Annotated in this window: 27 protein-coding genes; 11 read left to right on the forward strand and 16 right to left on the reverse strand. The window is 60.4% G+C overall.

Annotated elements, in window-relative coordinates; genetic code table 11:
• The first annotated feature begins 79 nt into the window (after positions 1 to 79).
• From arsC to D109_RS0104345, 3 genes are read left to right on the forward strand one after another with little or no spacing between them, the layout of a single operon-like run.
• Positions 80 to 433 carry an arsenate reductase (glutaredoxin) gene (gene arsC / locus D109_RS0104335; protein ID WP_017475836.1) on the forward strand — a complete coding sequence of 118 codons (354 nt, stop codon included), beginning with the start codon at positions 80 to 82 and terminating at the stop codon, positions 431 to 433.
• Positions 430 to 1,044: an NAD(P)H:quinone oxidoreductase gene (gene wrbA / locus D109_RS0104340; protein ID WP_017475837.1), complete on the forward strand. Its 615-nt coding sequence runs from the start codon at positions 430 to 432 to the stop codon at positions 1,042 to 1,044. Before arsC ends, wrbA begins: the two co-directional genes overlap by 4 nt.
• The gene (locus tag D109_RS0104345) at positions 1,028 to 1,447 is read left to right on the forward strand and encodes a DUF2069 domain-containing protein (RefSeq protein ID WP_017475838.1); all 420 of its coding nucleotides are present in this window, start codon (positions 1,028 to 1,030) and stop codon (positions 1,445 to 1,447) included. Before wrbA ends, D109_RS0104345 begins: the two co-directional genes overlap by 17 nt.
• 175 nt (positions 1,448 to 1,622) lie before the next feature.
• On the opposite strand, the gene D109_RS0104350 is transcribed toward D109_RS0104345, so the two are convergent.
• Positions 1,623 to 2,294, reverse strand: a complete 672-nt coding sequence (locus D109_RS0104350) for a DNA-3-methyladenine glycosylase I (protein ID WP_017475839.1) — start codon at positions 2,292 to 2,294, stop codon at positions 1,623 to 1,625.
• Positions 2,295 to 2,361: 67 nt separating this feature from the next.
• Complete coding sequence (gene ttcA / locus D109_RS0104355) at positions 2,362 to 3,186, reverse strand: tRNA 2-thiocytidine(32) synthetase TtcA (protein ID WP_017475840.1); 825 nt, start codon at positions 3,184 to 3,186, stop codon at positions 2,362 to 2,364.
• 362 nt (positions 3,187 to 3,548) lie between these two features.
• Here ttcA and D109_RS0104360 point away from each other — a divergent pair, with 362 nt between their 5' ends.
• Both D109_RS0104360 and D109_RS0104365 read left to right on the forward strand, forming a co-directional pair.
• On the forward strand, positions 3,549 to 4,151 hold the full coding sequence (locus tag D109_RS0104360) for a Yip1 family protein (RefSeq protein WP_017475841.1): 603 nt from the start codon (positions 3,549 to 3,551) through the stop codon (positions 4,149 to 4,151).
• A gap of 128 nt (positions 4,152 to 4,279) precedes the next feature.
• Positions 4,280 to 4,774, forward strand: a complete 495-nt coding sequence (locus D109_RS0104365; RefSeq protein WP_026077778.1) for a SprT family zinc-dependent metalloprotease — start codon at positions 4,280 to 4,282, stop codon at positions 4,772 to 4,774.
• 123 nt (positions 4,775 to 4,897) lie between these two features.
• Here the strand turns inward: D109_RS0104365 and D109_RS0104370 are convergent, their stop codons facing one another.
• Both D109_RS0104370 and D109_RS0104375 read right to left on the reverse strand, forming a co-directional pair.
• Positions 4,898 to 6,079, reverse strand: coding sequence for a CaiB/BaiF CoA-transferase family protein (locus D109_RS0104370; RefSeq protein ID WP_017475843.1), 1,182 nt, complete (start codon positions 6,077 to 6,079; stop codon positions 4,898 to 4,900).
• Positions 6,080 to 6,228: 149 nt separating this feature from the next.
• On the reverse strand, positions 6,229 to 7,563 hold the full coding sequence (locus D109_RS0104375; protein WP_017475844.1) for a dicarboxylate/amino acid:cation symporter: 1,335 nt from the start codon (positions 7,561 to 7,563) through the stop codon (positions 6,229 to 6,231).
• A 339-nt stretch (positions 7,564 to 7,902) separates the two neighbouring features.
• Between D109_RS0104375 and D109_RS0104385 the strand changes: the two genes are divergently transcribed.
• A complete protein-coding gene (locus tag D109_RS0104385; RefSeq protein WP_017475846.1) occupies positions 7,903 to 8,901 on the forward strand; it encodes an AraC family transcriptional regulator in 999 nt (332 codons plus the stop codon).
• 129 nt (positions 8,902 to 9,030) lie between these two features.
• Here D109_RS0104385 and D109_RS0104390 read toward each other — a convergent pair whose 3' ends face one another.
• The 3 genes from D109_RS0104390 to D109_RS0104400 are packed head-to-tail and all read right to left on the reverse strand — an operon-like array spanning position 9,031 to position 11,378.
• Entirely contained in the window at positions 9,031 to 10,377 is a 1,347-nt protein-coding gene (locus D109_RS0104390; protein ID WP_017475847.1) for an ATP-binding protein, read from the reverse strand.
• Entirely contained in the window at positions 10,374 to 11,051 is a 678-nt protein-coding gene (locus D109_RS0104395) for a response regulator transcription factor (protein WP_003214228.1), read from the reverse strand. The genes D109_RS0104390 and D109_RS0104395 overlap by 4 nt, the downstream gene beginning before the upstream one ends.
• An 18-nt stretch (positions 11,052 to 11,069) precedes the next feature.
• Entirely contained in the window at positions 11,070 to 11,378 is a 309-nt protein-coding gene (locus D109_RS0104400; RefSeq protein WP_017475848.1) for a hypothetical protein, read from the reverse strand.
• Positions 11,379 to 11,557: 179 nt separating this feature from the next.
• On the opposite strand from D109_RS0104400, the gene D109_RS0104405 reads away from it, so the two are divergent.
• The gene (locus D109_RS0104405; RefSeq protein WP_026077779.1) at positions 11,558 to 12,274 is read left to right on the forward strand and encodes a 4'-phosphopantetheinyl transferase; all 717 of its coding nucleotides are present in this window, start codon (positions 11,558 to 11,560) and stop codon (positions 12,272 to 12,274) included.
• On the opposite strand, the gene D109_RS0104410 is transcribed toward D109_RS0104405, so the two are convergent.
• Positions 12,271 to 13,881 (reverse strand): ATP-binding protein, encoded by a 1,611-nt coding sequence (locus D109_RS0104410; RefSeq protein WP_017475850.1) that lies wholly within the window; start codon positions 13,879 to 13,881, stop codon positions 12,271 to 12,273. The genes D109_RS0104405 and D109_RS0104410 overlap by 4 nt on opposite strands.
• Positions 13,878 to 14,603 (reverse strand): response regulator, encoded by a 726-nt coding sequence (locus tag D109_RS0104415; protein ID WP_017475851.1) that lies wholly within the window; start codon positions 14,601 to 14,603, stop codon positions 13,878 to 13,880. Before D109_RS0104415 ends, D109_RS0104410 begins: the two co-directional genes overlap by 4 nt.
• A gap of 805 nt (positions 14,604 to 15,408) precedes the next feature.
• Between D109_RS0104415 and D109_RS0104420 the strand changes: the two genes are divergently transcribed.
• A complete protein-coding gene (locus D109_RS0104420; protein ID WP_017475852.1) occupies positions 15,409 to 18,306 on the forward strand; it encodes a ribonucleoside-diphosphate reductase subunit alpha in 2,898 nt (965 codons plus the stop codon).
• A gap of 81 nt (positions 18,307 to 18,387) precedes the next feature.
• Here the strand turns inward: D109_RS0104420 and D109_RS0104425 are convergent, their stop codons facing one another.
• The 7 genes from D109_RS0104425 to D109_RS0104455 form a co-directional block, all read right to left on the reverse strand.
• Entirely contained in the window at positions 18,388 to 19,446 is a 1,059-nt protein-coding gene (locus D109_RS0104425; protein ID WP_017475853.1) for a hypothetical protein, read from the reverse strand.
• Between the two features lie 173 nt (positions 19,447 to 19,619).
• A complete protein-coding gene (flgE, locus tag D109_RS0104430) occupies positions 19,620 to 20,942 on the reverse strand; it encodes a flagellar hook protein FlgE (RefSeq protein ID WP_017475854.1) in 1,323 nt (440 codons plus the stop codon).
• Positions 20,943 to 20,973: 31 nt separating this feature from the next.
• Positions 20,974 to 21,702 carry a flagellar hook assembly protein FlgD gene (gene flgD, locus D109_RS0104435; RefSeq protein WP_017475855.1) on the reverse strand — a complete coding sequence of 243 codons (729 nt, stop codon included), beginning with the start codon at positions 21,700 to 21,702 and terminating at the stop codon, positions 20,974 to 20,976.
• Between the two features lie 16 nt (positions 21,703 to 21,718).
• Positions 21,719 to 22,171 carry a flagellar basal body rod protein FlgC gene (gene flgC, locus D109_RS0104440; protein WP_017475856.1) on the reverse strand — a complete coding sequence of 151 codons (453 nt, stop codon included), beginning with the start codon at positions 22,169 to 22,171 and terminating at the stop codon, positions 21,719 to 21,721.
• Positions 22,172 to 22,174: 3 nt separating this feature from the next.
• Entirely contained in the window at positions 22,175 to 22,582 is a 408-nt protein-coding gene (gene flgB / locus D109_RS0104445) for a flagellar basal body rod protein FlgB (RefSeq protein ID WP_003214246.1), read from the reverse strand.
• 235 nt (positions 22,583 to 22,817) lie between these two features.
• On the reverse strand, positions 22,818 to 23,645 hold the full coding sequence (gene cheR, locus D109_RS0104450) for a protein-glutamate O-methyltransferase CheR (RefSeq protein WP_010165768.1): 828 nt from the start codon (positions 23,643 to 23,645) through the stop codon (positions 22,818 to 22,820).
• A 43-nt stretch (positions 23,646 to 23,688) separates the two neighbouring features.
• Positions 23,689 to 24,621, reverse strand: a complete 933-nt coding sequence (locus D109_RS0104455; protein WP_017475858.1) for a chemotaxis protein CheV — start codon at positions 24,619 to 24,621, stop codon at positions 23,689 to 23,691.
• 80 nt (positions 24,622 to 24,701) lie between these two features.
• On the opposite strand from D109_RS0104455, the gene flgA reads away from it, so the two are divergent.
• From flgA to D109_RS0104470, 3 genes are all read left to right on the forward strand, one after another.
• The gene (gene flgA, locus D109_RS0104460; protein ID WP_032868211.1) at positions 24,702 to 25,466 is read left to right on the forward strand and encodes a flagellar basal body P-ring formation chaperone FlgA; all 765 of its coding nucleotides are present in this window, start codon (positions 24,702 to 24,704) and stop codon (positions 25,464 to 25,466) included.
• Between the two features lie 142 nt (positions 25,467 to 25,608).
• Positions 25,609 to 25,932 (forward strand): flagellar biosynthesis anti-sigma factor FlgM, encoded by a 324-nt coding sequence (gene flgM, locus D109_RS0104465; RefSeq protein ID WP_003214254.1) that lies wholly within the window; start codon positions 25,609 to 25,611, stop codon positions 25,930 to 25,932.
• A gap of 48 nt (positions 25,933 to 25,980) precedes the next feature.
• Positions 25,981 to 26,448, forward strand: coding sequence for a flagella synthesis protein FlgN (locus D109_RS0104470; protein ID WP_017475860.1), 468 nt, complete (start codon positions 25,981 to 25,983; stop codon positions 26,446 to 26,448).
• Positions 26,449 to 26,485 lie beyond the last annotated feature (37 nt).

Raw genomic sequence — 26,485 nt, forward strand, 5'->3', positions numbered from 1 at the left:
CCTATCGCCTCTCATGGTTTAAGGACGTGACGCAGCGCGGGTAGAATACCCGCCACCTTACGCAAGATGCGACCCGCACATGACCGATCTGACGCTTTATCACAACCCGCGCTGCTCGAAATCCCGCGGTGCGCTCCAATTGCTGGAAGCCCGTGGCCTCACACCCACCGTGGTGCGCTACCTGGAAACCCCGCTCGACGCCGCGCAATTGCAGGCCTTGCTGGGCAAGCTGAAGCTCAGCGCGCGGCAACTGCTGCGTACTGGCGAAGACGAATACAAAACCCTCAACCTGGCCGACACCCGCCTCAGCGAAGCGCAACTGATTGCCGCCATCGCCGCTCATCCGAAACTGATGGAACGGCCGATCCTCGAAACCACCGACAAAGCCGTGATTGGCCGCCCGCCAGAGAACATCCTGGAGCTGGTTTCGTGAGTGCGCCGTATGTGCTGGTGTTGTATTACAGCCGCAACGGCTCGGTCAGTGAAATGGCCCGGCAGATAGCCCGGGGCGTCGAGCAAGCCGGGCTTGAGGCGCGGTTGCGCACCGTGCCGGCCATCTCCAGCGAATGCGAAGCCGTGGCGCCGGACATTCCGGTGGACGGCCCGCTGTACTGCAGCCTCGACGACCTGAAGAACTGCGCCGGCCTGGCGCTGGGCAGCCCGACCCGTTTCGGCAACATGGCCGCGCCGCTCAAGTACTTTCTCGACGGCACCAGCAACCTGTGGCTGACCGGCGCCCTGGTCGGCAAACCGGCGGGTGTGTTCACCTCCACCGCCAGCCTGCACGGTGGCCAGGAGACCACGCTGATGTCGATGCTGCTGCCGCTGCTGCACCACGGCATGCTGATCACCGGCCTGCCCTACAGCGAACAAGCCCTGCTTGATACCAAAGGCGGCGGTACGCCCTACGGAGCCAGCCACCATTCCGGTGCCGACGGCAAGCGCGCACTGGATCAACATGAGATTGCCCTGTGCCGCGCCCTCGGCCTGCGCCTGGCGAAGACCGCCGCGCTACTGGAGAACGGCCGTGGCCAGGAAGCCTAAGGTACTGCCGCCCCAGGCGTGGCTCGAGCCACGGGTCAAGGCGGCGCGGGTGTTGAGCCTGCTGGCGTTTTTGAGTTTGGTGGGGTTGCTGTGTGCCTACTACCTGATATTCGCCGACCTGCACGGCGCACGACCGTGGGTGATTCTGCTGATCGAGCTGGTGCCGCTGCTGTTACTGGCGCCGGGGATGATCCTGGGCAGCGCGCGCGGGCATTCGTGGATGTGCTTTGTGGTGAACTTGTACTTCATCAAGGGTGCGCTGGCGGCGTATGACCCGAACCGGCAGTGGTTTGGTGTGCTGGAGATGCTGGCGAGCCTGGCGGTGTTCTGCACGGCGTTGATGTATGTGCGGTACCGGCATCAACTGAATCGGCGGCTGGCGGGGGAAGGTTTGCCTGCCTGAATACACTTTTCAGGCAAAACCACAATCAATGTGACTGGTGGAGCTTGTTGTGAAGAGGGAGCCCGTTGTGGCGAGGGAGCTTGCTCCCGCTGGGCTGCGTAGCGGCCCCAAAATCCTGGGAGCGCTTCGCACTCCAGCGGGAGCAAGCTCCCTCGCCACAGGGTATTAGTCGGGCTTAGTGGTTGACGGTGTAAGCCAACATCATCGACAACTGGCACATCGGCCGCCCGCTCTCGGCATGCCACTGGTTGAACGCGCCTTGCACCGTGGCCAGGTCCCGCAGGCTGGTGGGGGCCTTGTCGACAATCTTCTGCGCGTTCAGCGCCGCCACCACGTCATAGCTCGGCACGAACGTGTCCTTGCCCACCATCCGCAAAAAGCGCGGCGCCGACAGGCCGCCCAACTGGTGGCCGTGCTTGCTCAGGTACTTCCACAGGCCGACGATATCCGTCACCGGCCAGTCGGCAATCAGCGCACCGAAGCTGCCTTTTTCCTTCTCGATATCCAGAATCATCTGCGCATTGCGCGGCACGCTCTTGAGCTTGCCCAGGTGGCGGATGATGCGCGTGTCCTGCATCAGGCGCTCCAGGTGCTCGGCGCCCATCAGCACGACTTTTTCCGGGTCAAAGCCAAAGAACACTTGCTCGAACGCCGGCCACTTGGCGTCCACCACGCTGTGTTTGAGCCCTGCGCGAAACACCCGCAGCGACAGGGTCGACAGGTAGCGGTCATCACTGATCTTGCGCAGTTTCGCCGGGGTCAGGGGCACAGGCAGGTGGGCTTCCAGCTCGGCCGCCGAACCAAACCGGTTCAGACAATATTCGTGCAGCCACTTGTAATCGCGCATGCCCTCTCCTAAGGATTGAAATGAAAACGGCGCCCAGGAGCGCCGTCTGTCAGAGCGGTGAAATGGCTCAGAGGTTCACTACGTTGACGAAGCGCGACGCTGCACTTTCGTCGATACGCAGGCTGGTGAAGTCGAACAGGTTACGGTCAGCCAACTGCGACGGCTGCACGTTCTGCAGACTGCGGAAGATGCTGTCGACGCGGCCCGGGGTCTTGCGGTCCCAATCCTGGAGCATGTCCTTGACAACCTGGCGCTGCAGGTTTTCCTGGGAGCCGCAGAGGTTGCACGGGATGATCGGGAATTGCTTGAGGTCGGAGTACGCCTGGATGTCCTTCTCATGGCAGTACGCCAACGGGCGGATCACCACGTTGCGCCCGTCGTCGGCCCGCAGCTTGGGCGGCATGGCCTTGAGGCTGCCGTTGAAGAACATGTTGAGGAAGAAGGTTTCGACGATGTCGTCGCGGTGGTGCCCCAGGGCCATTTTGGTCGCGCCGATCTCGTCGGCAAAGGTGTAGAGCGTGCCACGGCGCAGGCGCGAGCACAGCGAGCAGGTGGTCTTGCCTTCCGGGACCAGTTCCTTGACCACCGAGTAGGTGTCTTTCTCGACGATGTGGTACTCGACCCCCAATGCCTTGAGGTAGGCCGGCAGCACATGCTCGGGAAAGCCCGGCTGCTTCTGATCCATGTTCACGGCGACGATCTCGAACTTGATCGGCGCGACCTTTTGCAGGTGCATCAGCACGTCGAGCATGGTGTAGCTGTCTTTGCCGCCAGACAGGCAGACCATGACCTTGTCGCCCTCTTCGATCATGTTGAAATCGGCGACTGCCTCACCGGCCTGGCGACGCAGGCGTTTTTGCAGTTTGTTCTGGTTGACCGTAAGAGTGCCCATGGCGCTTGGATCCGCGAAAGGTGTGTGACGAAAAGCCGGGTATTTTACCGGGATGGACCACCGAGTTCCAATGTGGGAGCGGGCATGCTCGCGAATGGGAAGTGTCATTCGCCAGGTGTTTAGCTGACCCACCACATTCGCGAGCAAGCCCGCTCCCACAGTTGACCGCATTCCAATCAACAGACCCCGCCGCGATTAAGCCCAATGTTTACAGCGCAATTTGCTCTAAAGCCCCACACTTTTTCCGGTCATGACTTCCTATACTGCGACATAAGGTCGCACATATATCCAGACCTTTCAGGCCAATTGGCCCGTGGGCGCTCCACTGGGGGGCGATGGTAATAACGACAGGAGTGACTGGCATGATCCATCACGTCGTGGGACTTTTCACCCACCCCGATCAGGAATGGCGGGAAATTCGTGGCGATAAAGAAGAAAGCATCGGCCACATGTACCTCACCCACACGCTGATTCTCGCGGCGATCCCCGCTGTATCAGCCTTTATCGGTACCACTCAGGTAGGTTGGGTCATCGGCAGCCGCGCGCCGGTGATGCTGACGGTGGAAAGCGCGTTGTGGATGACCGTCATGTCCTACGCGGCGATGCTCGGCGGCGTGGCGGTGATGGGCGCGTTCATCCACTGGATGGCGCGCACCTATGACGCCAACCCCAGCATGGCGCGTTGCGTGGCGTTTGCCACCTATACCGCGACACCGCTGTTTGTCGGCGGGCTGGCGGCGCTGTACCCACACATGTGGTTGGGCATGGTCGTCGGCACGGCTGCTATTTGCTACACGGTGTACCTGCTGTATGTCGGGCTGCCGACCTTCATGAACATCCACCCGGACGAGGGCTTCCTGTTTTCGAGCTCGGTACTGGCGGTAGGCCTGGTGGTACTGGTGGCGATCATGGCCTTCACCGTGATTGTCTGGGGGCTGGGCGTAGGCCCGATCTACACCAACTGACGCGGTTTACCCGCAGGAAAAGCCACCGCAAGGTGGCTTTGTGCGTTATGCATGACCATTCGGCGCCTGACAGATTCGGATACACCCTTGTTTGCGGCATACTGGACGTCTCTGGAGATATGTACAGCATGCCCGAGCAACTCAATACCCGCGTCGAAGATTGTTTCCTGCAAGCCGAATCCTTTTTCAAACGAAGCTTCAAACGCCCCCAGGTCAGCCTCAAGCTGCGGGGCCAGAAGGCCGGTGTCGCGCATTTGCACGAGAACCTGTTGCGCTTCAACCCGCAGTTGTACCGTGAAAACAGCCAACACTTCCTTAAACAGACAGTCGCCCATGAAGTGGCGCACCTGATTGCCCACCAATTGTTTGGCGAGCGCATCCAGCCCCATGGCGAAGAATGGCAATTGATCATGCGTGGGGTTTACGAACTGCCGCCGGATCGCTGCCACACCTATGAAATCCAGCGGCGGCGCGTGACGCGGTATATCTACCGCTGCCCGTGTGCGGACAGTGACTTTCCGTTTTCGCCACAGCGTCATGGGTTGGTGAGCCAGGGGCGGCGGTATTTGTGTCGCAGGTGCCGGCAGACGTTGGTATTTACCGGGGAAACCCGCGTCGAGTGAGGTTTGTGGTGGATTTAAGGGCCCCTTCGCGAGCAAGCCCGCTCCCACATTTGACCGAGTTCCACATTTGGAATGCGGTTGAATGTGGGAGCGGGCTTGCTCGCGAAGGGGCCGGCCCAGACGCTACTGAATCACCTTGGCACGCCGCAGATCATCTATCTGCTGAGCACTGAAGCCCAACTCCGCCAACACCTCATCGCTGTGAGCGCCCACCGTCGCGCCTATATGCCGGGCCGCCGGCAAGCCCTCGGAAAACTTCAGCGGGCAGGCGATTTGCGCCTGGCTGGATCCATCGCCCCGCGGCACCTGGCTGACCAGTTCCCGGGCTTTCAACTGCGGGTGCTCAACGGCCTCGCTCAGATTCAGGACGGGTTCGACACACGCATCAATCCCGGCAAACAGCTCACACAGCTCATCAAAGCTGCGTTTCTCGAACTCGACCTGCAACGCCAGCTTGAGGGCTTTCTGCTGCTCGGGTTTGGGCGACAAGCCTTGCGCCGCCAACTCAGGGCGCCCAAGGGCCTTACACAGTTGCTGCATGAACGCCGGCTCCAGGCTGCCCACCGACAACCAACGCCCTTCCCGCGAGCGGTAATAGTCATAGAAGCTGCCGCCATTAAGCACCTGGTTCTCCCACCCAGGCTCCACGCCGCACGCCAGGTAACCCGCGCCGGCCATGGCATTCAGGCTGAAGGCGCAGTCGGTCATGCTCACGTCCAGGTATTGCCCCACCCCGCTCTGCTGCCGGGCAATCACCGCCGCCAGCAAGCCGATCACCGCATGCAACGAACCTCCGCCCACATCCGCCACCTGCACACCCAAGGGCAATGGCCCGCTGTCCTGGCGCCCGGTGTAACTGGCGACACCCGCCAGCGCCAGGTAGTTGATGTCATGGCCGGCGCGGTCCTTGTAGGGGCCGGTCTGGCCGTAGCCGGTGATCGAGACGTAGATCAGCTTCGGATTGATCGCCTTCAACGCCTCGTAGCCCAGGCCGAGTCGCTCCATCACCCCAGGGCGGAACTGCTCGAGGACGATGTCATGGTCCGCCACCAATTGCCGCACGATCTCCACCGCCTCGGCCTGCTTGAGGTCCAGGGCCAGGCTGCGTTTGTTGCGGTTCAGATAGGCATGGCTGGCCGACACGCCCTGGTCATGGGGCGGCAATACCCGCAGCAGGTCCATGCGCGTGGGGGATTCGATGCGCAATACCTCGGCGCCCATGTCGGCCAGCAGCAACGAGGCGAATGGCCCCGGCAGCAGGGTGGAGAAATCCAGTACTTTGAGGGACGCCAAGGGACCTGACATGGGGACTCCGATTCCGATTCGATTGCCCACAGAGTAGGCAAACCTGGCGGTCAGCAGCAATCACATAAACCATCATCCGGAGTGACTGATGTTTTGCGCAGGCATAAAAAAACCCATCCGAAGATGGGTTTTTCACACAGGGTGCAGCCTTACTTGACGGCGGTTGGAGCCGGGCCTTCGGCCACGCCCAGATCGTCTTCTTCACGGGTGTCGGAGATACCGCGACCACCGGAAGCCAGTTCGACTTGCAGCTTGTCTTCGTCCAGTTCCTTGACCCACTTAGCCACAACCAGGGTAGCAACAGCGTTGCCTACCAGGTTGGTCAGTGCGCGGGCTTCGGACATGAAGCGGTCGATACCCAGGATCAGCGCCAGGCCGGCAACCGGCAGGTGGCCAACAGCCGACAGGGTAGCAGCCAGTACGATGAAGCCACTACCGGTCACGCCAGCAGCGCCTTTGGAGGACAGCAGCAGTACCAGCAACAGGGTGATCTGGTGGGTGATGTCCATGTGGGTGTCAGTCGCCTGGGCGATGAACACGGCGGCCATGGTCAGGTAGATCGAAGTACCGTCCAGGTTGAAGGAGTAGCCAGTCGGGATAACCAGGCCGACGACCGACTTCTTGGCGCCCAGGCGTTCCATCTTGATCAGCATGCGTGGCAGTGCGGATTCGGACGAGGAAGTACCCAGTACGATCAGCAGTTCTTCACGGATGTAGCGGATCAGTTTAAGGACGCTGAAGCCGTGTGCGCGGCAGATGGCGCCCAGCACCACGACCACGAACAGGATGCAGGTGATGTAGAAGCAGATCATCAACTGACCGAGCTGCACCAGCGAACCTACACCGTAGGCACCGATGGTGAACGCCATGGCGCCCAGGGCACCGATTGGCGCGAGCTTCATGATCATGTTGATGATGTTGAACATCACGTGGGCAAAGCGATCGATGAAGTCCAGCACCGGCTTGCCGTAGGCACCCAGGCGATGCAGGGCGAAACCGAAGATCACCGAGAACATCAGGACTTGCAGGATGTCACCGGTCGCGAACGCACCGACGATGGTGTTCGGGATCACGTTCAGCAGGAAGCCAACGATGCTCTGGTCTGCACCGGCAGTCACGTAGGCCGCGACTTTAGAGGCGTCCAGGGTAGCCACGTCGATGTGCATGCCGGCGCCCGGTTGCACAACGTTGACCACGATCAGGCCGATCAGCAGGGCGATGGTGGAGACGACTTCGAAGTACAGCAGCGCGTAGCCGCCGGTTTTGCCGACCGATTTCATGCTTTGCATGCCAGCGATGCCGCTGACAACGGTGCAGAAGATGATCGGGGCGATGACCATTTTGATCAGCTTGATAAAGCCGTCACCCAGTGGCTTGAGGGCCACGCCGGTCTGCGGGTAGAAGTGACCGAGCAAAATACCGATAACGATTGCAACGATCACCTGGAAATACAGGGATTTGTACAGTGGCTGACGAGTCGTCATTGCAAAGTTCCTCAATCGTCCCGTGTGGCAAATATCCGCCATTGCCCACGACACTTGAATTGCGAACCCTCCTGCACTGGAGGGATTTGTTGTTTGAGAGCCCGCTCAAGGCCGGTCTCCCTGCGTTCTCTATCGCAAGCGTCGTGCCACTTTTACTGAAAACCGCTGAAGGCCTTTAGACATCAGCCCTTGGGGCGATTTTCATTTTGAGACAACCCCTACAGACAGTGGCGGGTTTCCGCCTTACCTCCTTGTCTCGTCCTACAATTTGGCGGATATCCGCCTTGTTGCTCCCCCACAGGATGGCTAACATCCGCCACTCAATGGACGAGGCCCCTCATGCGTGAACGTACCATCGCCAGTCACTACGCCCGGGCCGCCCTAGGCGGTGCTCGCCGGGCCGGCTACGACTATTCGGGCCTGCTGCAGCAAGTGGGCATTACCCCGGAACTGCTGAGCGAACCCCGCGCCCGCATCGCCCCGGAGCAATTCACCCGGCTGTTGCAAATGCTGTGGCTGGCGCTGGATGACGAATACCTGGGTTTCGCCGAAGGCCCGAGCAAGCGCGGCACCTTCGCCATGATGTGCCACGCGCTGATTCACTGCCGCACCCTCGAGAAGGCTCTGGAACGCGGCTTATTATTTTATAGCCTATTCCCGCAGGGTCCGCGCTGGCGTCTGACACGTGAAGGAGAAATGGCCCGCCTGAGCCTGGACGATTCGCAGCTGTGGGACCCGGATCACTTCCTCAGCGAATGCCTGCTGGTGATCTGGCATCGCCTCGGCAGTTGGCTGATTGGCCAGCGCATCCGCCTGGACCAAGCCACCTTCAGCTACCCGATGCCGGCCCACGCCGGTGAGTACGACTTGCTGTTCCCCTGCCCACAGGTGTTCGCCGCACCCACCAGCAGCCTGGTATTTCCCAGCCGCTACCTGAGCCTGCCGCTGTTGCAGGACGAACGCACCCTCAAGCACTTCCTCGAACGCTCACCGGCCGACCTGCTGTCACGGCCGGATGAGGGCGACAGCCTGAGCAGCCAATTGCGCCGTTTATTGAGCCGCGACCGCACGCCATGGCCCGACCTCGAAGCCGTCGCCCAGCACCTGCATATCAGCCCACAGACCCTGCGTCGGCATTTACGGGAGGAAGGCACCAGCTTTCAGGCGCTCAAGGATGAATTACGCCGGGACATTGCGATTTATCATTTGGGGCGGGCGGATTTGTCGTTGCAGGAAATCGCCGAGCAGTTGGGGTTTTCCGAACCGTCGGCGTTTCATCGGGCGTTCAAGAAGTGGACCGGGCTGACGCCGGGGGCCTATAGAGCGCAGGAAAGCTAGGTGTGTATTGATGCGACTGGCCTCTTCGCGAGCAAGCCCGCTCCCACATTTGACCGAGTTCCACCTTGGGAATGCCATCGAATGTGGGAGCGGGCTTGCTCGCGAAGAGGCCGGCACAGCCAATAAAGATCAAACAGCCGGGAAGTGGATTTTGAACGCCGCGCCACCCAGCGGTGAATCCCCAAGGGTCAACCGTGCGCCGTAGCTTTCAATGATGTCCTTGACCACCGCAAGGCCAATGCCCTGCCCCGGATGCTGGCGGTCCAGGCGTTCGCCCCGTTGCAGGATGCGCGCACGCTGGTCCGGTGGCACGCCGGGGCCGTCGTCTTCAATGCACAGCTCGGTGCCTTCCAGGCTTTCCTGCAAGGTGACGCGCACTTCGCTCAGGCACAGGCGGTAGGCGTTTTCCAGCAGGTTGCCGAGCAGCTCCAGCAAAGCCCCCTTCTCAATGGGCACGTCGCACTCTTGCGGCAGTTCAAAGGCGACCGTCACACCTTTATCGCGGTAAACCTTGTCCAGCGTGTCGCACAGGCTTTGCAGCACCGGTTCCAGCCGCACCTGGTGACGCACCAGGCCGCTTTTACGCAGGCTGGCGCGCTGCAATTGGTAGCTGATCTGCTGGCTCATGCGCTCGATCTGCGATTGCAGCACCCAGGCCTGGTCGCGATCTTCGGGGCGCTGGGCCATGTCTTCGCTCACGCCTTGCAGCACCGCCAACGGGGTTTTCAGGCTGTGGGCCAGGTCATCCAGGGAATCGCGGTAACGGGTGCGTTGCTCGCGCTCGCTGTGGAGCAGACGGTTGAGGGAGCCGGTCAGGCGCAGCAGTTCCCGGGGGTGTTGTTCACTGAGGCTTTCCCGGGTGCCACCTTCGATTTCATCCAGTTCCTGGCTCAGCCGCCGCAGCGCTTGCAGGCCCCAGGTCAGGCCCAGCCACAACAGGGTCAGCAGCACCAGCAAGGCGGCGCCGAAGCCCAGGTAGAGGTTTTCCCGCAGGCCTTCGAGGGTCAGTTGGTATTCGCGCACCGGTTGCAGGGCGACGATACTGAACGCCGCACTCTTGCCGCCCAGCAGCTTGACCTCGACGTCGTAGACAAAAAATTCCTGGCCGTTGGCCTCGCGGATCCGCGCAAACTCGTTGCCGCGCCCGTCATAGCGCGGCTTGTAGTTGATGTTCTCTTCCTGGGTCGCGCGCGAACGCCAGACCAGATGGCCTTCGCGGTCATAGATGTAGCCCAGCAAACGGCTGTCGGTGAGGTTGAAGCGCTCATCCGGCAACTGCGCAGGCATCAGCAGGCGATTGTTTTCAACCCGGGCCGCCGAAATCAGCGTCGTGACATCCGACGCCAGGCGCTGCTCGATGGAGTCCTGCAGAGCCAGGCTGAAGGCGCCCTGCATGGCAGGCAACAAGGCCAGCATAAACAGCACGGCCAGGGTCGTGGCCGCGAGCATCAAACGCACACGTAACGAGCGGATCAACGGCAGCGCTCATTAAACAGGTAGCCCAGACCGCGCACGGTATCGATCGGCTTGAACCCCGCCGGACCTTCCAGCTTGCGGCGCAGGCGCCCTACCAGCACTTCGATGACGTTCGGATCGCGCTCGTCGTCATCGGGGTAGAGCTGTTCCATCAGGCGGTCCTTGGCAACCACCTGCTGATGGTGACGCATGAGGTATTCGAGGATGCGGTATTCGTAGGCGGTCAGCGCCAGCGGCTGTTCGTCGAGGGACGCCTGCTTGCGATTGAGGTCCAGCAGCAAGGGACCGGCGACGATGGTCGACTGGGTGAAACCGCTGGAGCGGCGCAGCAGTGCGTTCATCCGCGCTTCCAGCTCTTCGAACTGGAACGGCTTGACCACATAGTCGTCGGCACCCGCAGCCAGGCCTTCGACCTTGTCCTGCCAGTTGCCGCGGGCGGTCAGGATCAGGATCGGGAACGTCTTGGCCTGGGCGCGCAGTTGGCGGATCAGGTCCAGGCCGCCCATGCCAGGCAGGCCCAGGTCGATGATCGCCAGGTCGTGGTTGAATTGCCCGGTCTGGTACAGCGCCTCTTCGGCGTTGGCGACGGCCTCGACCACGTGACCGCTGTCGGTGAGGCGGGTCAACAGGTGATGACGCAGCAACGCCTCATCTTCGACAACCAGCAATTTCATAAAGCTCTCCAAGGCAAATCAACTTTCCAACTGGGGTATATCATAGCGGCCTTGCAGGTCTTGCTGGCGCAGTTTACTGCCGTTGAAGTGACCTGACAGGTTTTCATTGCCCACGCGATAGTCCGACTGCGGCGTGTGCTGGCCCAGGGACTGGCCCCACGGAGCCGCCTGTTCGCCGGCATCCTCGAAGCTCACCCGCTGGAGAAGGCTGTAGGGCTTTTTGCTCTTCTCCTTGGAGAAACCCGCGAAGCTGGCATCAGAGGCCTGGACGCCAGCAGTGGCGCTGAGCATGGTTAATGCCAACATCAGCTTCTTGATCGCAGTCATGGTCTACCTCATACGCTTTGGCTTTGGGTACGGGGCCAGACTACGCAGCCCCCGCTGAACTCCCCCTGAACACTCTCTGAACCTGGGCTGAACCGAGGCCGGCTACTGTGTAAAGAGTTATTTACGTATCCCCGCCCGCAGGCTATCCAGCGGCCCTCCAACTCGGCAAAATACCCGGCATGAATTCCCTACCCGCCTGCTGCACCCCACTTGATGCCCATTGGCCGCTGCCCGTTGCCTTGCCCGGCACCGTCTTGCTGAGCACCCGTTTTGACCCGGCCCTGCTGGCCGTCGGTGACTTCCAGCGCAGCGCCGTGCCGCCGCCCGCGAGCATCCAGCGGTCGGTGGCCAAGCGCCAGGCGGAGTTTCTGGCCGGTCGCCTGTGCGCTCGCGCGGCCTTGCAACAGCTGGATGGGCTGGATTGCGTGCCGGCGATCGGCGAGGACCGTGCGCCGATCTGGCCCGCCCATATCAGCGGCTCGATCACCCACAGCACCGGCCACGCGGCAGCCATCGTCGCCCACAAGGCACAGTGGCGTGGGCTGGGGATGGACCTGGAGAACCTGCTGACCCTGGAGCGGGCAGAACGCCTGGCCGGGGAAATCCTGACACCGGATGAATTGCAGCGCATGGCCGCCGGCCCGCGCGAACAGGTCGCGCAACTGGTGACGCTGACGTTTTCGGCCAAAGAGAGCCTGTTCAAGGCCCTCTACCCGATCGTGCAGAAGCGCTTCTATTTTGAGCATGCCGAGTTGCTGGAGTGGTCGGATACCGGCCATGCGCGGCTGCGGTTGCTGACAGACCTGTCCACCGAATGGTGCCATGGAAAGGAGCTGGAGGCTCAGTTTGCTGTGGATGAGGGGCAGTTGTTGAGCCTGGTGGCCGTCCAGGCCTAGACCTTCTCCTGATCCCTTGGCCAACTCAGGCTGAAACACGCGCCACCCAGGTTGTTGCTCTTGCTGATCAACGCCCGGCCGCCGTGCCAATAGATGATCCGCCGCACAATCGACAATCCCAACCCGTGCCCACCCGACGCGCGAGTACGGCTGTCATCCAGACGCAGGAACGGGGTGAAGATCCGCTCCCAGGCACTTTCCGGTACGCCCGGGCCGTCGTCCTCCACGTCGATGCGGCAACGCACCTGACCTACCTGGTAACTGATCAGCACCCGCCCCTGGGCATGGCGCATGGCATTGCTCACCAGGTTTTGCAGGGCGCGATGCAGGTAACGCGGTTCTGCCTCCACCCACGCATCGTCCCAATGGGCAGAAGACAGGCAGATGCCCCGCGCCACATTGATTTCCGGGCGCAGCGGCGACAGCTCATCAATCACCTGGTCGAGCAACGCGCTGAGGTCGACCCGCTGGAAATTCAGTGCCGGCGAGCCCTGCTCCAGTCGCGCATAAGTCAGCATTTCGTCCACTAGGCCATCAAGGTCCTGGATGTCGCTGTCCATGCCTTCCATATACTTGCGCCGCGCCTCAGGCGTGGCCGCGTCGCCAATCATCTCCAGACCGAACCGCAGGCGCGCCACCGGGGTGCGCAGTTCGTGGGACACCGCACGCACCAGTTCGCGCTGGATTGCCAACAGACGTTGCAGGTGTTCGGCCATGCCATTAAACGCCGCCGCCAGGCGCCCTACCGAATCGGCACCCCGGGCCGGCACCCGCACTTCCAGGCTGCCTTTGGCGATGCGCGTGGCGGCAGCTTCCAGGCCACTCAAGCGCCGCTCCAGTTGGCGCACCAATAGATAGACGATCAAGCCGATCAGGGTCAGGCTGATCAACGCGATCAGGATCAGCCACTGCGGCGGGTACGGGTTCATCTGGTACAGCGGCCCGATTTCCAGGACCCACGGCGTGCCGACCATGCCGGCGAACACCCGGATCGAATCACCGCCCTTGCCCAGGGCCATCACCGTATCGCCCTCGGACACGCGGCGGCGCTGGTCCTGGTCCATGTCCGCCTGATCAAGCATCACCAGGTGCATCTCGAAACCAAAGCCCTTGGCCTCTTTCAGGTCCGCAAGTTTTTGCGGTTGCTCGGCCACCGGGAAACGCACCAGCTCATCGGCCAGCAGGTAAATGGTCGCGCGGGCCAGTTGTTCGCTGATTTGCTGCACTTCGCCGGTGAGCAACAGTTGCTCCTGATCACTGACCAACCGCAGCACCCTGGCCGCGTGGGGGCCGGTTTGCTCCACCAACACCTGGCCGCGTTGCAGGCGGGTGCGCTGGCTCAGGTCCAGATGCGCCTCGGCCACGGTCTGCAATTCCAGCGGGATGCCCAGCAAGCGCTCCCACACCGCCAGGGCGCGGCGGCGTTCGATGGCGCTCATGGGTTGCAGGTTGTCGCCCATCAGCGCGAAGGTGCCATGGGCCAGGCGCTCGCGGTACTGGCCGCTGCGCACTTCATTGAGCAGGTGTAGGGCCAGTACGCCGAGCAACGCCACCAGAATCAGCGCCGCGCACATGCCGCCGTAGATGCGCAGGAAGATCGAGTTCACGGCGTACGTTCAGCAGCGGCTTCGGGGACGAACAGGTAGCCTTTGCTGCGAATGGTCTTGATCAGGCGTGGGTGGATCGGGTCGTCGCCGATTTTCGGGCGGATCCGCGAGATGCGCACGTCGATGGAGCGGTCCTGGCCGTCGTAGCCAATACCGCGCAAGGCGGTGAAGATTTCTTCCCGGGACAGGATCCGGCCGGCATTCGCCACCAGCAGCCACAGCAGGTCGAATTCGGCGCTGGTCAGTTCGATGCCACCGTCGTGCAGCCAGGCTTCACGCAGGGCGCTGTCCACCACCAGCGGGCCGAATTGCAGGCGCCGCTGTTTTTCGGGGATGGCCGGTTCAACGCTTTCGCTGCGCCGCAACAGAGCCTGGATGCGTGCCAGCAACAGACGCGGGCGCACGGGTTTGCACACGTAGTCGTCGGCGCCCATGTCCAGGCCCAGCACCTGATCCATGTCGTCGGTGCGTGCGGTCAGCATCAGGATCACCCCGTCGTAGTCCTCGCGGACCTTGCGGCAAATGCTCAGGCCGTCTTCGCCGGGCAACATCAGGTCGAGGATTACCAGGTCCGGCTGTTCGGCAATGATCCGCGCGGCCGCCAGGGCCCCGTTACCCTCCACCGACACCCGCAGGCCGTTGCTCTCCAGGTAGTCACGGGTCAACTCGGCCAATCGCTCGTCGTCCTCGACAATCAATACCTGCCAGGCTTCATGCTCCATGCGTTACCTCGGTTCTAATTATTGTAGGAGCGGGCTTGCCCGCGAAAAACTCAAGGGCGCCGCGTTTATTCAGGTTTCCAGCGTCATCGTTGACGTCCTTCGCGGGCAAGCCCGCTCCTACAGTTGTCATGTAGGCGAGGCATAAACTGTATGAATAACTGCCGATTGTAGCAACGGGCCAGCCCTCTGGCACAAGCGCGCAAATGCGTTCGGACATCGTGTTTTTTTGTGATAGGGTTCGCGCCCGCAAAAATCCAACCGGATGTTTTTACCTCGGAATATTCGGTGACAAACGGCGCGATGCAGCAGTACTGCGGCCTACACGCCTGTTCCACGTTTCATACACATTTTACCCACAGCGTTATCCACAGGTAGTGCGTTGCCATACCCCCTAAAACGCATTATCTTGTAGGTCGTCGCCAAAAAAACCCTACATGTAGGGTTTTTGAGCGAAAAGACCAAACACAAATCAGACAAGAAACTCAAGTTCTTTCTTGCTCCTGTTTGGTTGAACTTAAGCCTTTTTCAGAAGACCAAACCGCGCACGCGGATGGCAGCCGTTTTTAGCCCCGATCAGGCAGAAACGGTACGGGTGTTGCAGTACGAAACTGTCACCCACCAGGAATACGGTAAAGAGCCCCAAGCTTGTACCGAAGACTTCGGCATGGAAGCGGCGCGAACAGCTCCCTTCCTCCTGTCCCGAAGTTGTTATGCCAGGCCCTTGGCCTGTTGTAAGTGCTTCAGGACGGAACGGTGGGCACCGTGATGGTGCCCAAATAAATATAGAATGTGGAGACAACCCCCCATGCAAACCGACACAACTCGCGAGAACCCGCAAGGCTCCGTGCCGCAGGCCGCTGATTCGAACCTGGATCTGTCCGCCACCGCGCCCGGCCAACTGCGTGTGATCAAGCGTAACGGCACTGTCGTTCCTTACACCGATGACAAAATCACCGTCGCGATCACCAAAGCGTTTCTTGCAGTTGAAGGCGGCACCGCTGCTGCCTCGTCGCGCATCCACGACACCGTTGCGCGCCTGACCGAACAGGTCACCGCAACGTTCAAGCGTCGCATGCCATCGGGCGGCACCATCCACATCGAAGAAATCCAGGACCAGGTCGAACTGGCCCTGATGCGTGCCGGCGAGCAAAAAGTTGCCCGCGACTACGTGATCTACCGTGACTCCCGCGCCAAGGAACGCGCCGTACGCTCCCCGGCCGAAGAAGCTGCCGTACAAGCTCACCCGTCGATCCGCATCACCCTGGCCGACGGTACGTTCGCACCACTGGACCTGGGCCGCCTGAACACCATCATCACCGAGGCCTGCGAAGGCCTGGAAGAAGTCGATGGCGACCTGATCCAGCGCGAAACCCTGAAGAACCTGTACGACGGCGTGGCCCTGACCGACGTCAACACCGCCCTGGTGATGACCGCCCGTACCCTGGTTGAGCGTGAGCCGAACTACTCGTTCGTGACCGCGCGCCTGCTGATGGACACCCTGCGTGCCGAAGGCCTGGGCTTCCTCGGCGTCGCCGACAGCGCCACTCACCACGAGATGGCCGACCTGTATGCCAAGGCCCTGCCGGCGTACATCGCCAAGGGTATTGAATTCGAATTGCTGAACCCGATCCTGGCCACCTTCGACCTGGAAAAACTCGGCAAGGCGATCAACCACGAGCGCGACCAGCAGTTCACCTACCTGGGCCTGCAAACCCTGTACGACCGTTACTTCATCCACAAGGACGGGATCCGCTTCGAACTGCCGCAAGTGTTCTTCATGCGCGTGGCCATGGGCCTGGCGATCGAAGAGAAGCAGAAAGAAGACCGTGCCATCGAGTTCTACAACCTGTTGTCGTCCTTCGACTACATGTCGTCGACTCCAACACTGTTCAACGCCGGCACCCTGCGTCCACAGCTGTCCAGCTGCTACCTGACCACCGTGCCGGATGACCTGTCGGGCATCTACCACGCGATCCACGACAACGCCATGCTGTCCAAATTCGCGGGCGGCCTGGGTAACGACTGGACGCCGGTGCGTGCGCTGGGTTCGTACATCAAGGGCACCAACGGCAAGTCCCAAGGCGTTGTACCGTTCCTCAAAGTAGTGAACGACACCGCTGTAGCCGTGAACCAGGGTGGCAAGCGCAAAGGCGCTGTGTGTGCCTACCTGGAAACCTGGCACATGGACATCGAAGAGTTCATCGAACTGCGCAAGAACACCGGTGATGATCGTCGTCGTACCCACGACATGAACACCGCCAACTGGATCCCTGACCTGTTCATGAAGCGTGTCTTCGATGACGGCCCGTGGACCCTGTTCTCGCCATCCGAAGTGCCCGACCTGCACGACCTGACCGGCAAGGCCTTCGAAGAGCGTTACGAGTACTACGAAGCCCTGTCCCAGTACCCGGGCAAGATCAAGCTGTTCAAGACCATCCAGGCCAAAGACCTGTGGCGCAAAATGCTGTCCATGCTGTTTGAAACCGGCCACCCATGGCTGACCTTCAAAGACCCGTGCAACCTGCGCAGCCCGCAGCAGCACGTGGGCGTGGTCCACAGCTCGAACCTGTGCACCGAGATCACCTTGAACACCAACAAGGACGAGATCGCCGTTTGCAACCTGGGCTCGATCAACCTGCCGAACCACATCGTCAACGGCAAGCTGGACACCGCCAAGCTGGAACGCACCGTGAACACCGCCGTTCGCATGCTCGATAACGTTATCGACATCAACTACTACTCGGTACCACAGGCGCAGAACTCCAACTTCAAGCACCGTCCGGTGGGCCTGGGCATCATGGGCTTCCAGGACGCGCTGTACCTGCAGCACATTCCTTACGGTTCGGACGCAGCAGTCGAGTTCGCCGACAAGTCCATGGAAGCGGTCAGCTACTACGCGATCCAGGCTTCCTGCGACCTGGCCGACGAGCGCGGCGCCTACGAGACGTTCCAGGGTTCGCTGTGGTCCAAAGGCATCCTGCCGCTGGATTCGCAACAGATCCTGATCGAGCAGCGTGGCCAGAAGTACATCGACGTTGACCTGAACGAATCCCTGGACTGGGCACCGGTACGTGCCCGTGTGCAGAAAGGCATTCGTAACTCCAACATCATGGCCATCGCACCGACCGCCACCATCGCCAACATCACTGGCGTGTCGCAGTCGATCGAACCGACCTACCAGAACCTGTATGTGAAATCGAACCTGTCGGGCGAATTCACCGTGATCAACCCGTACCTGGTTCGCGACCTGAAAGCCCGCGGCCTGTGGGACTCGGTGATGATCAACGACCTCAAGTACTACGATGGTTCCGTGCAGCAGATCGAGCGCATCCCGCAAGAACTCAAAGAGCTCTACGCGACTGCCTTCGAAGTGGACACCAAGTGGATCGTTGACGCCGCCAGCCGTCGCCAGAAGTGGATCGACCAGGGTCAGTCGCTGAACCTGTACATCGCCGGCGCATCGGGCAAGAAGCTGGACGTGACCTACCGCATGGCTTGGTACCGTGGCCTGAAAACCACTTACTACCTCCGTGCCCTGGCCGCCACCAGCACCGAGAAGTCGACCATCAACACCGGCAAGCTGAACGCTGTTTCCAGCGGCGGCAACCACGGTGATGATTCGGTTCTCGCAGCACCTGCCGGTCCGGCGCCAGTGCCAAAAGCCTGCGCGATCGACGAGCCGGATTGCGAAGCTTGCCAATAAGCTGAGCCCCCCCTTGGGTTTAACCACCCAAGGCTGAACAACCCCCGACAGGCCCATGGCGTATCGGGGGTTTTCTTTTGCCTAGAACAATACTGTCGCGTTGCCCGACTGGGGCACCCCGCCCCGCCGGCCCCATAACTCTATCCGGCCATCGATCACAGCCATCGAGTGACCGCCGTATTCCACCGTCCCCACCTTACTGCTTCTCAACTCGGCATCAGTGGCGGGCCTGTAACGACCTTTGAGCCCCAAACGATCCAGCCCTTCGCGCGAGGACTCGCCGTTATTGAGGCTGTCCATCGCCGCCTGGAAACTCCTCCCGGCCGTGCCGTCGTTGTTTTCCATCTGCGCCCGCTTGGCACTCGCGGCGTACATGAAGTTGGCATCGGTCATCATGGCGGGATCATCGCCCTTGAAACGAGCCTGCGTGGCCGCCTCTTTCAACTCATCCCTGGACAAAGAAAGCTTGAAACCATCGCGCATGGTCACGTCATAGCCGCTGCTGGTTTCTTTTACCTCCTTGAAAACATCTGTAGGCTTCTGGCCGTACTGCATCATCGCGGCCTTTATCGCTGAAACGGTGATGCAGTTGCCGTCAGGGCCCTGGCTGAATCCGCTCCAGATATTGTCCGGTTTTTTACCGGGATTGCTGTTGTCCGGCTTGTAGTTGAAATGCTTGGCGCCCTCGGTAATCGGCTTATTGCTCATCGACTCGCTGGGGCCAAAATCATTTCTGCTAGCCCCGCCGCCTCCACCGCCACCGCCTCCTGGGGAAGGAGAAGGGGACGGCGCAGGGGCTGGTGGCGAGTCATCCGGGTCCGGAAACAACAACTTCAGCAGTTGCTTGAGAAACTCAAGCCACTGCCCGGACGCCTCTTCAATCAGCTTGTTGAGGATTTCCTTGAATTTCTCGTCACCGATCTCCTCTCGCACTTCATTGAGCTTGTCTCGCAGATCTTGAGCCAGCTGGCTCTTGGAGGTTTTCTCGGCGTCATCCAACGCGGTGAGGAGTTTTTTGACCGTCTCCTCGTTAGAGACGTCTTTATTTTTCCCATCGACCGACTGACCCGACCACGCAATACCCTGACCTGAAAAAACCACGCCCCCGACGACACCACCCGAAACCGACACACTCGCCATAGCCTGTTCTCCACCCGTTGACCTCAGCTTTCTTGGCTTGGCAGGTGGAAAAACAGGCGTAGGGCGTTCCGCCAAAAACATGTCATCCGGTGACCGCACAGGACAATCGACAGGCAAAAAAAAAGCCCCTCGACCGAGGGGCTTTTCCAGTGCTGCAGCTTAAAGCGACAACATCAGGTCATCTGAATAATGGTCTGCATGATGGTGCTTTGGGTGGAGATGGTCTTGGCGTTCGCCTGATAGTTGCTCTGGGCCTTGATCAGGTCCACCAGCTCGTTGGTCAGGTTGACGTTGGAGTTCTCCAGGGAGTTGGCCACGATCGAACCCAGGGTGCCGACTTGCGGGGTATCAAAACCCGGCTGGCCCGACGCGAAGGTTTCTTTCCAGGTGGTGCCGCCAGCTGGCTGCAGGCCCTGCTCGTTGTTGAAGCTGGCCAGGGAGAGCTGGCCGATGGCCTTGCTCTGCTGGTTGCTGAACGTGGCGAACATTACACCGCTGCCGTCGATTTTCAGCCCGGTGATTTGACCGGTGGCGTAACCGTCGGTGGTCGGCGGGTTGCGGTAGGTAGCCGAGTTGAACTGGGTGATGTTCGCCATATTGACGGCCACGCCGTCTGTGTTGGCGGCCGCGCCGTTAGACGTCCAGACACCATTGACCAGGGCACCCGGCTTCCAGTCGGAAATGGTCAGGGTGGTGTTCGAAGCAGTGGCTGGCGGGGTGATGATCCCCGAGAGCTTGCCAGCGGTATCAAACGACAGCGTCGAGGCAACAGGCGCCTTGACGTCAGCACCGGTGCCACTGATCGGCGAGCCGTCAGGGTTGCGCCCATCGATCAGGGTGTAGGACTTCCAGGTGTTGGAGTCTGTCTTCACCAGGTACTGCACCATCGGATGCGCGTTGCCCTGGGTATCGTAGAGCGTGGTGGAGTACTGAGTGGTGAAGGTCTCCGACTTGGTCGGATCAAACGGGGTCGCCGTCTGGTCGATCACCGGCGAGGACGAGTTCAAGTTACTGGTGGAATCCACCTTGCTCGAAGCCTTCGGCGGCAGGTACGACAGGTTGAGCTGAAGGTCGGTCAGGGCGCCCTTCTGGATGTTGCCATCGGCGTCCGCCGCGTAGCCTTGCAGGCGCGAGGTGCCGGTGTTGTTGGTGATGTAGCCGTCTTTGTCGGCACGGAAGGCACCGTTACGGGTGTACTCCAGCGAACCGTCGCTGCCCTTCTGCACGAAGAAGCCGCCGCCCTGGATCGCCATGTCCAGCGTGCCGCCGCTGTTGTTGACGTCACCCTGGGTGAACTGCTGGGACACTGCCGCCAGGTTCACGCCGTTGCCGATGCTGTTCTGGCCGGTGCCCAGCTTGGACGCCGCGTAGATATCCGAGAACTCGGCGCGGGACGACTTGAAGCCGGTGGTCGCGACGTTGGCGATGTTGTTGCCGGTCACGTCCAGTTGTTTGTTGGCCGCATAGAGGCCGCTAAGGCCGATGTTAAAAGACATTGTTCTCTCCTTTTGCCGTATTTAGCCGGCTCTATGTACCGATAGTCTGAATTTGCGACAGCTTGATACTGCCCATGCCGCCCGCCAGGTTGAGCTGCATCTCGCCGCCGGTCTGGCTCAGGGTCACGCTGGTCACCGTTGCCGGCAGCGAGGTGAGCAGGGCAACCGAGTCGCCCTTGTCATTCTTGGTGGTGGCATTGAAGGTGTAGGTGCCGGGAGCCGCCGTCTCGCCCGCATCGTTCTTGCCGTCCCAGACAAAGCTGGAATTGCCGGCGCTCTGGGCGCCCATGTCGATGGTGCGAACGACGTTGCCGTCCTTGTCAGTGATCTTGACCGAGACGTTGCCCGTCGCCGCCGTCACCGCCACGGAACCGGTCATGCTCTTGCTGGTGTCGACCATGGCCTTGTCGGTCTGGGTGATCACCGAGCGGCCCACCAGCGACGACGCCTGCAGCGCCTGGGAGGAGCTGAAGTTGCTGGAGATCGCATTCACCGAGTCGTTCAGGGTGTTGATGCCTTCCAGGCTGCTGAACTGAGCCAGCTGTGCCACGAACGCGCCGTTGTCCTGGGGCGACAGCGGGTTCTGGTTTTTCAGCTGGGTGACCAGCAGTTGCAGGAACGCATCCTTGCCCAACGACTGGTTGCCCGTCGCCGACTTGGCTGCATCGGCGACGCTGCTGTTATCTGTCGCCGTCTTGACCTTGGAATTGAAAAGGTCCTGGACCGCCGTGTTCGTCGAACTGGTATCAACAATGGCCATTATTTGGCGCCCCTTATCACTGACCCAGGGTCAGGACTTTCTGCATCATGGTTTTGGCGGTGTTCATCATTTCCGCGTTGGTCTGGAACGAGCGGCTGGCGGAAATCATGTCTGCCATTTCCTCGACCACGTTGACGTTGGGGTAGTACACGTACCCTTTGGCATCAGCGGCGGGATGGTTCGGCTCGTAGCGGGCATCCAGGTTGCTCTGGTCTTCGACCACACCGAGCACCTGCACGCCCTGGCCCGCGGCATCCTGGTTCTGGAACAGCGAATCGCCGCTACCGCTCTGGCCGCCTTGGCCGCCCTGGAACATGGTGGCGAACACCGGGTGCCGGGCACGGTAGGTCTGGTCAATGCTCGAGGACACGGTCTCGGCGTTGGCGATGTTACTGGCGACGGTGTTGAGGCGCGTGGTCTGGGCGCTCATGCCACTACCGGCAATATTGAAAACACTGGCGAGGGACATGGCTTATTCTCCACGCAGGGCTGACATCAGCCCTTTGAATTTGCTGTTGAGCAGGGTGAAGCTGGCCTGGAAGTTCACCGAGTTCTCGGCGTACGCCGATTGCTCCAGTTGCGCGTCCACGGTGTTCTGGTCGATCGACGGTTGCATCGGCGTGCGATACAGCAGCGACTCGTCACCATTGCCCAGGCCTTGCGCTTCGATATGACGGCTGTTGGTCATGTTCAGGGCGAAGGTGCCGTTCTTGGTCTTGTCTTGCTGTGCGGCAAGCACGGCAGAGAAGTCCAGGTCCCGAGCCTTGTAGTTCGGGGTGTCGGCGTTGGCGATGTTGTTGGCCAGGACTTCGGCACGCTGGGCGCGGAAGCCCAGGGCTTGTTCGTGGATACCGAGCGCTTTATCGAAGCTGATGCTCATGGCGGAAACCTTTAGGGGCTGACCTGCTTTTCGTAACTAGGATTTAGCAAGGGCCATGCCAAGTTGCTTGAGCGCCGTAAATCAAGGGTTTGCGGAGGAATTGCCGGCGGCAATGCCAGAAAAGCGGCAAAGGGTTTCCGCGAAACGCCAGTAAAGCGGCAATGAGGGCTTGCCGCTTTGCGGCCATAAAAAAAGAGAGGCCTGTGCGGGCCTCCCTTTTTTGTTCATGCATTCATCACTTGGCCTGGTAAATGATCCCAGGGCTGCACTGCACCATCTGGTAATGATCCGGCAAACCGTTCAGCGCCTCGGAAGCGCCCAGGAACAGGTAGCCTCCGCGCTTGAGGGTGCCGTGGATGCGCAACAGAATGTCCTTCTTCACCTCGGCCGAGAAGTAGATCAGCACGTTGCGGCAGAACACCATGTCGAACTTGCCCAGGCTGGCATAACTGTCCAGCAGGTTGAACGAGCGAAACTCCACCCGGCTCTTGATCGGCGCCTTGACCGCCCAGCGCCCCGCGCCTTTAGGATCGAAGAACCGCTGCAAGCGCTCCGGAGACAACCCGCGCCCCAATGCCAGGCTGTCGTACTCACCGGTCTTGCAGTTGGTGAGCATGGTGCCGGACAAATCCGTGGCCACAATTTGCGCCCCGGCCTTCAACTGGCCCATGTTGGTTCGCTCGAACTCATCGATGGACATCGAAATCGAATACGGTTCCTGCCCCGATGAACAAGCCGCCGACCAGATGCGCAGGCGCTGGCCGGGTGCGGCCTTGATCGCCTCAGGCAGCACCTTGTTCTTGAGCACTTCAAACGGATAGGTATCGCGAAACCACAAGGTTTCGTTGGTGGTCATGGCATCGACCACCATCTCCTTGAGCCCGCTGCGCGGCTGACCCTGGATCCGTTGCACCAACTCCCCGAGGGACTTGATGCCTTGCTGCTCCATCAGTTTGTTGAGACGGCTGGATACCAGGTACTGCTTGTTTTCACCGAGCAATATGCCACAGGCTTTTTCCAGGAAGACCCGGAACTGTTCGAAATCCAAATTACCCGTAGACAATGATACCGCCTCTTAAATCGTGTGACCGCCAGGGAAAAGGCCCCTAGCCGTGATCTGCTGCCTTGATCCGGTCGACTACCCGGGATGCCAGGTCATCAGGGCGGAATTTGGCCAGGAAGTCATCGGCACCGACCTTCTTGACCATCGCCTGATTGAATACACCCGACAACGAAGTATGCAGGATGATATGTAGTTTTTGCATGCGTGGGTCGTTGCGTATCTCGGCCGTAAGGGTGTAGCCGTCCATTTCCGGCATCTCGATGTCGGAAATCATCATCAGGAATTCTTCTTCCGGCTTCTTGCCCTCATCCACCAGCTTGCGCAGGTAATCCAGGGCCTGTCGACCGTCATTGAGCGCCACCACTTCAACGCCAACCGTCTGCAGGCAACGGGACACCTGTTTGCGCGCCACCGAGGAGTCGTCCACCGTCAGCACCCGCAGCGAGATCGCCTTGTGCGCGGTTTCGGCGTCTACCACACCCACCGATATCGACTCCGAGGTCGGAGCCACTTCGGCGAGGATTTTCTCCACGTCGATGATTTCCACCAACTGGTTGTCGACCCGCGTCACTGCCGTGAGGTAGTGATCGCGGCCGGTGCCTTTGGGCGGCGGATGGATCTCTTCCCAGTTCATGTTGACGATGCGTTCCACCGAGCGCACCAGGAAGCCCTGGGTCTTGGTGTTGTACTCGGTGATGATCACGAACGGACTCTCGCGATCCTGCAAACCCGACGAACCGGTGGCCATGGCCAGGTCAAGAATCGGGATGGTCGCGCCACGGATATTGGCCACACCGCAAACCACCGGGCTGGACTTGGGCATGATTGTCAGCTTGGGACACTGCAGTACTTCTCGAACCTTGAAGACGTTAATCCCGTAGAGCTGCTTGCCGTCCAGACGGAACAGCAGCAACTCCAGGCGATTCTGCCCCACCAGCTGTGTGCGCTGGTTCACTGAATCCATTACACCGGCCATGCACAGACTCCTACGCTAAAACTTAGGGGTACGACGCGTACCCAACACTAAACGGCACGAGCTTTGCTTTTTTATTGGCCATGGACATCAAAACGACAGTTTCCCGACGCCTCCGATCCCCACAGTACCGCAGATTGCTCTGCGTCTCGATGGCGTTGCTTGCCTTGGCTACGGGCCAGCCGGCCCGCGCCGATAACGTCACCTTGCCTGATCTACTTATCGGCGTCACTCAAGGCTTTCTTGAGTTCACTGTAGAAGATTATCTGGCGACGACGCAGACACCGGGCCGCTATGAAATCCAGGTCAACCAGTTGGATCCCCGCTTGCGCATGCCCATGTGTGACAGAGAATTGACAGCTTCCCTGGAAAGCCCCGCCCAGCCCATCGGGCGCGTGACCGTGAAGGTGCGCTGCGAAGGCGCCTCGCCCTGGACAGTGTTTGTGCCGGCCCAGGTCAAATTGTTCCGCGACGTCGTGGTGGTGACACGCCCGCTGAAACGCACCGGAATCATTGGTGATGGGGACATAGCGATGCGCGAACGGGACATCAGCCTGATCAATCAGGGCTATCTCACCTCCCTGGATCAGGCGCTTGGGCAGAAACTTACCCGACCAATGGTCACCGACCAGGTGATTACCCTGGTCCATCTTGAACAGGCCGAAGTGGTGCGCAAAGGTGACCAGGTGGTGATCTCCGCCAGCAGCGGCGGCCTGAATGTAAAAATGCCGGGGGAAGCCCTCTCCAATGGCGGCATGAGTGAACAGATTCGCGTGAAGAACCTCAACTCCAACCGTGTGATCAAGGCCCGAGTGACAGCACCGGGGCAAGTTGAGGTGGCTTTATAGATCACTGGCATCGGACGCCGGCTTTTCCTACACTGTGCGCAAAGCGGCATCGCGTATAGGTTTATTGTCAATCGAGCCTAAAGTTTGTCCGGGTATGGCCGAAAACATGGCAAGCGTCCAAATACCCAGAGGTTTTTTTAACATGGTCATCGATTTCAGTCGTTTGAATAACGCCCTGCCAACGCCCGGCTCTTCGCGCACCAACGGTGCCAAAGACAGCGTTGAAGCCAAGTCCCAGCCTCTGCCTGCCAAGACAGAACAGGCCGGTGCGAGCCAAAGCGGGGAATCGGTACACCTGAGCAATGAGGCTCAACAGTTGCAGAAGGTCACTGACTCGCTGAGCGATCAGCCAGTTGTCAATAAAGCCCGCGTGGCTGAATTGAAGCAGGCGATTGCGGATGGCAGCTATAAGGTCGACAGCAACCGTGTAGCCAGCAAGCTGCTTAACTTCGAAGCCGAGCGCTAGGCAAAGGCCTGCGCCAGGCTTTTGGACGCTTAAAACCCAAGGCCAGCCATGCACGACGAAAACTTGCTACAACTGATCATTGAAGACCTGCCTCCCGCACAGCAGTTGCTGGAGCTACTTCGAGAAGAGTCCCTGGCCCTGTTCGGGCGGGACATGCGCATGCTGGAAGAAATCCTGGCGCGCAAGCAATCGCTGATCGTCCTGCTGGAGCAGCACGGCAAGAAGCGCAGCCAGATTCTCGTCAGCCTGGGCCTCCCGGCCGACCACAAAGGCCTGGAACAACTCGCCAGCCACTCCACGGTGGGCGACCAGTTACTGGCCCAAAGCAAAGAACTCAACCAATTGCTGACCCTGTGCCAGGAAACCAACCTCGTCAACGGCCAGGCGATCCAGCTGCAACAAGCCACCACCGCCAATCAGTTGCGTATCCTCCACGGCGGCGAGCCTCCGGCCCTCTACAACGCTCAAGGCTCCACTTCACGCCTGGCCAAGCCAAGCACCCGCAGCCAAGCCTGAAACCAGCTCACGCGCGCCCTATCCAAGGCGCGCTACA

Source organism: Pseudomonas sp. PAMC 26793 (genome assembly GCF_000313235.1).
In the GTDB taxonomy this organism is placed as follows: Bacteria; Pseudomonadota; Gammaproteobacteria; order Pseudomonadales; family Pseudomonadaceae; genus Aquipseudomonas; species Aquipseudomonas yamanorum.

Coding starts and splice junctions, on each gene's coding strand:
- D109_RS0104350 (WP_017475839.1), bottom strand. CDS start 2,294: ATGCGCGATTACAAGTGGCTGCACGAATATTGTCTGAACCGGTTTGGT.
- flgB (WP_003214246.1), bottom strand. CDS start 22,582: ATGAGCATCAGCTTCGATAAAGCGCTCGGTATCCACGAACAAGCCCTG.
- flgD (WP_017475855.1), bottom strand. CDS start 21,702: ATGGCCATTGTTGATACCAGTTCGACGAACACGGCGGTCCAGGACCTT.
- D109_RS0104400 (WP_017475848.1), bottom strand. CDS start 11,378: ATGACTGCGATCAAGAAGCTGATGTTGGCATTAACCATGCTCAGCGCC.
- ttcA (WP_017475840.1), bottom strand. CDS start 3,186: ATGGGCACTCTTACGGTCAACCAGAACAAACTGCAAAAACGCCTGCGT.
- D109_RS0104405 (WP_026077779.1), top strand. CDS start 11,558: ATGAATTCCCTACCCGCCTGCTGCACCCCACTTGATGCCCATTGGCCG.
- D109_RS0104455 (WP_017475858.1), bottom strand. CDS start 24,621: ATGGCCGGTGTAATGGATTCAGTGAACCAGCGCACACAGCTGGTGGGG.
- D109_RS0104365 (WP_026077778.1), top strand. CDS start 4,280: ATGCCCGAGCAACTCAATACCCGCGTCGAAGATTGTTTCCTGCAAGCC.
- arsC (WP_017475836.1), top strand. CDS start 80: ATGACCGATCTGACGCTTTATCACAACCCGCGCTGCTCGAAATCCCGC.
- D109_RS0104415 (WP_017475851.1), bottom strand. CDS start 14,603: ATGGAGCATGAAGCCTGGCAGGTATTGATTGTCGAGGACGACGAGCGA.
- D109_RS0104370 (WP_017475843.1), bottom strand. CDS start 6,079: ATGTCAGGTCCCTTGGCGTCCCTCAAAGTACTGGATTTCTCCACCCTG.
- D109_RS0104385 (WP_017475846.1), top strand. CDS start 7,903: ATGCGTGAACGTACCATCGCCAGTCACTACGCCCGGGCCGCCCTAGGC.
- flgC (WP_017475856.1), bottom strand. CDS start 22,171: ATGTCCCTCGCCAGTGTTTTCAATATTGCCGGTAGTGGCATGAGCGCC.
- D109_RS0104470 (WP_017475860.1), top strand. CDS start 25,981: ATGCACGACGAAAACTTGCTACAACTGATCATTGAAGACCTGCCTCCC.
- D109_RS0104395 (WP_003214228.1), bottom strand. CDS start 11,051: ATGAAATTGCTGGTTGTCGAAGATGAGGCGTTGCTGCGTCATCACCTG.
- D109_RS0104420 (WP_017475852.1), top strand. CDS start 15,409: ATGCAAACCGACACAACTCGCGAGAACCCGCAAGGCTCCGTGCCGCAG.
- flgE (WP_017475854.1), bottom strand. CDS start 20,942: ATGTCTTTTAACATCGGCCTTAGCGGCCTCTATGCGGCCAACAAACAA.
- D109_RS0104425 (WP_017475853.1), bottom strand. CDS start 19,446: ATGGCGAGTGTGTCGGTTTCGGGTGGTGTCGTCGGGGGCGTGGTTTTT.
- D109_RS0104360 (WP_017475841.1), top strand. CDS start 3,549: ATGATCCATCACGTCGTGGGACTTTTCACCCACCCCGATCAGGAATGG.
- flgM (WP_003214254.1), top strand. CDS start 25,609: ATGGTCATCGATTTCAGTCGTTTGAATAACGCCCTGCCAACGCCCGGC.
- flgA (WP_032868211.1), top strand. CDS start 24,702: ATGGACATCAAAACGACAGTTTCCCGACGCCTCCGATCCCCACAGTAC.
- D109_RS0104375 (WP_017475844.1), bottom strand. CDS start 7,563: ATGACGACTCGTCAGCCACTGTACAAATCCCTGTATTTCCAGGTGATC.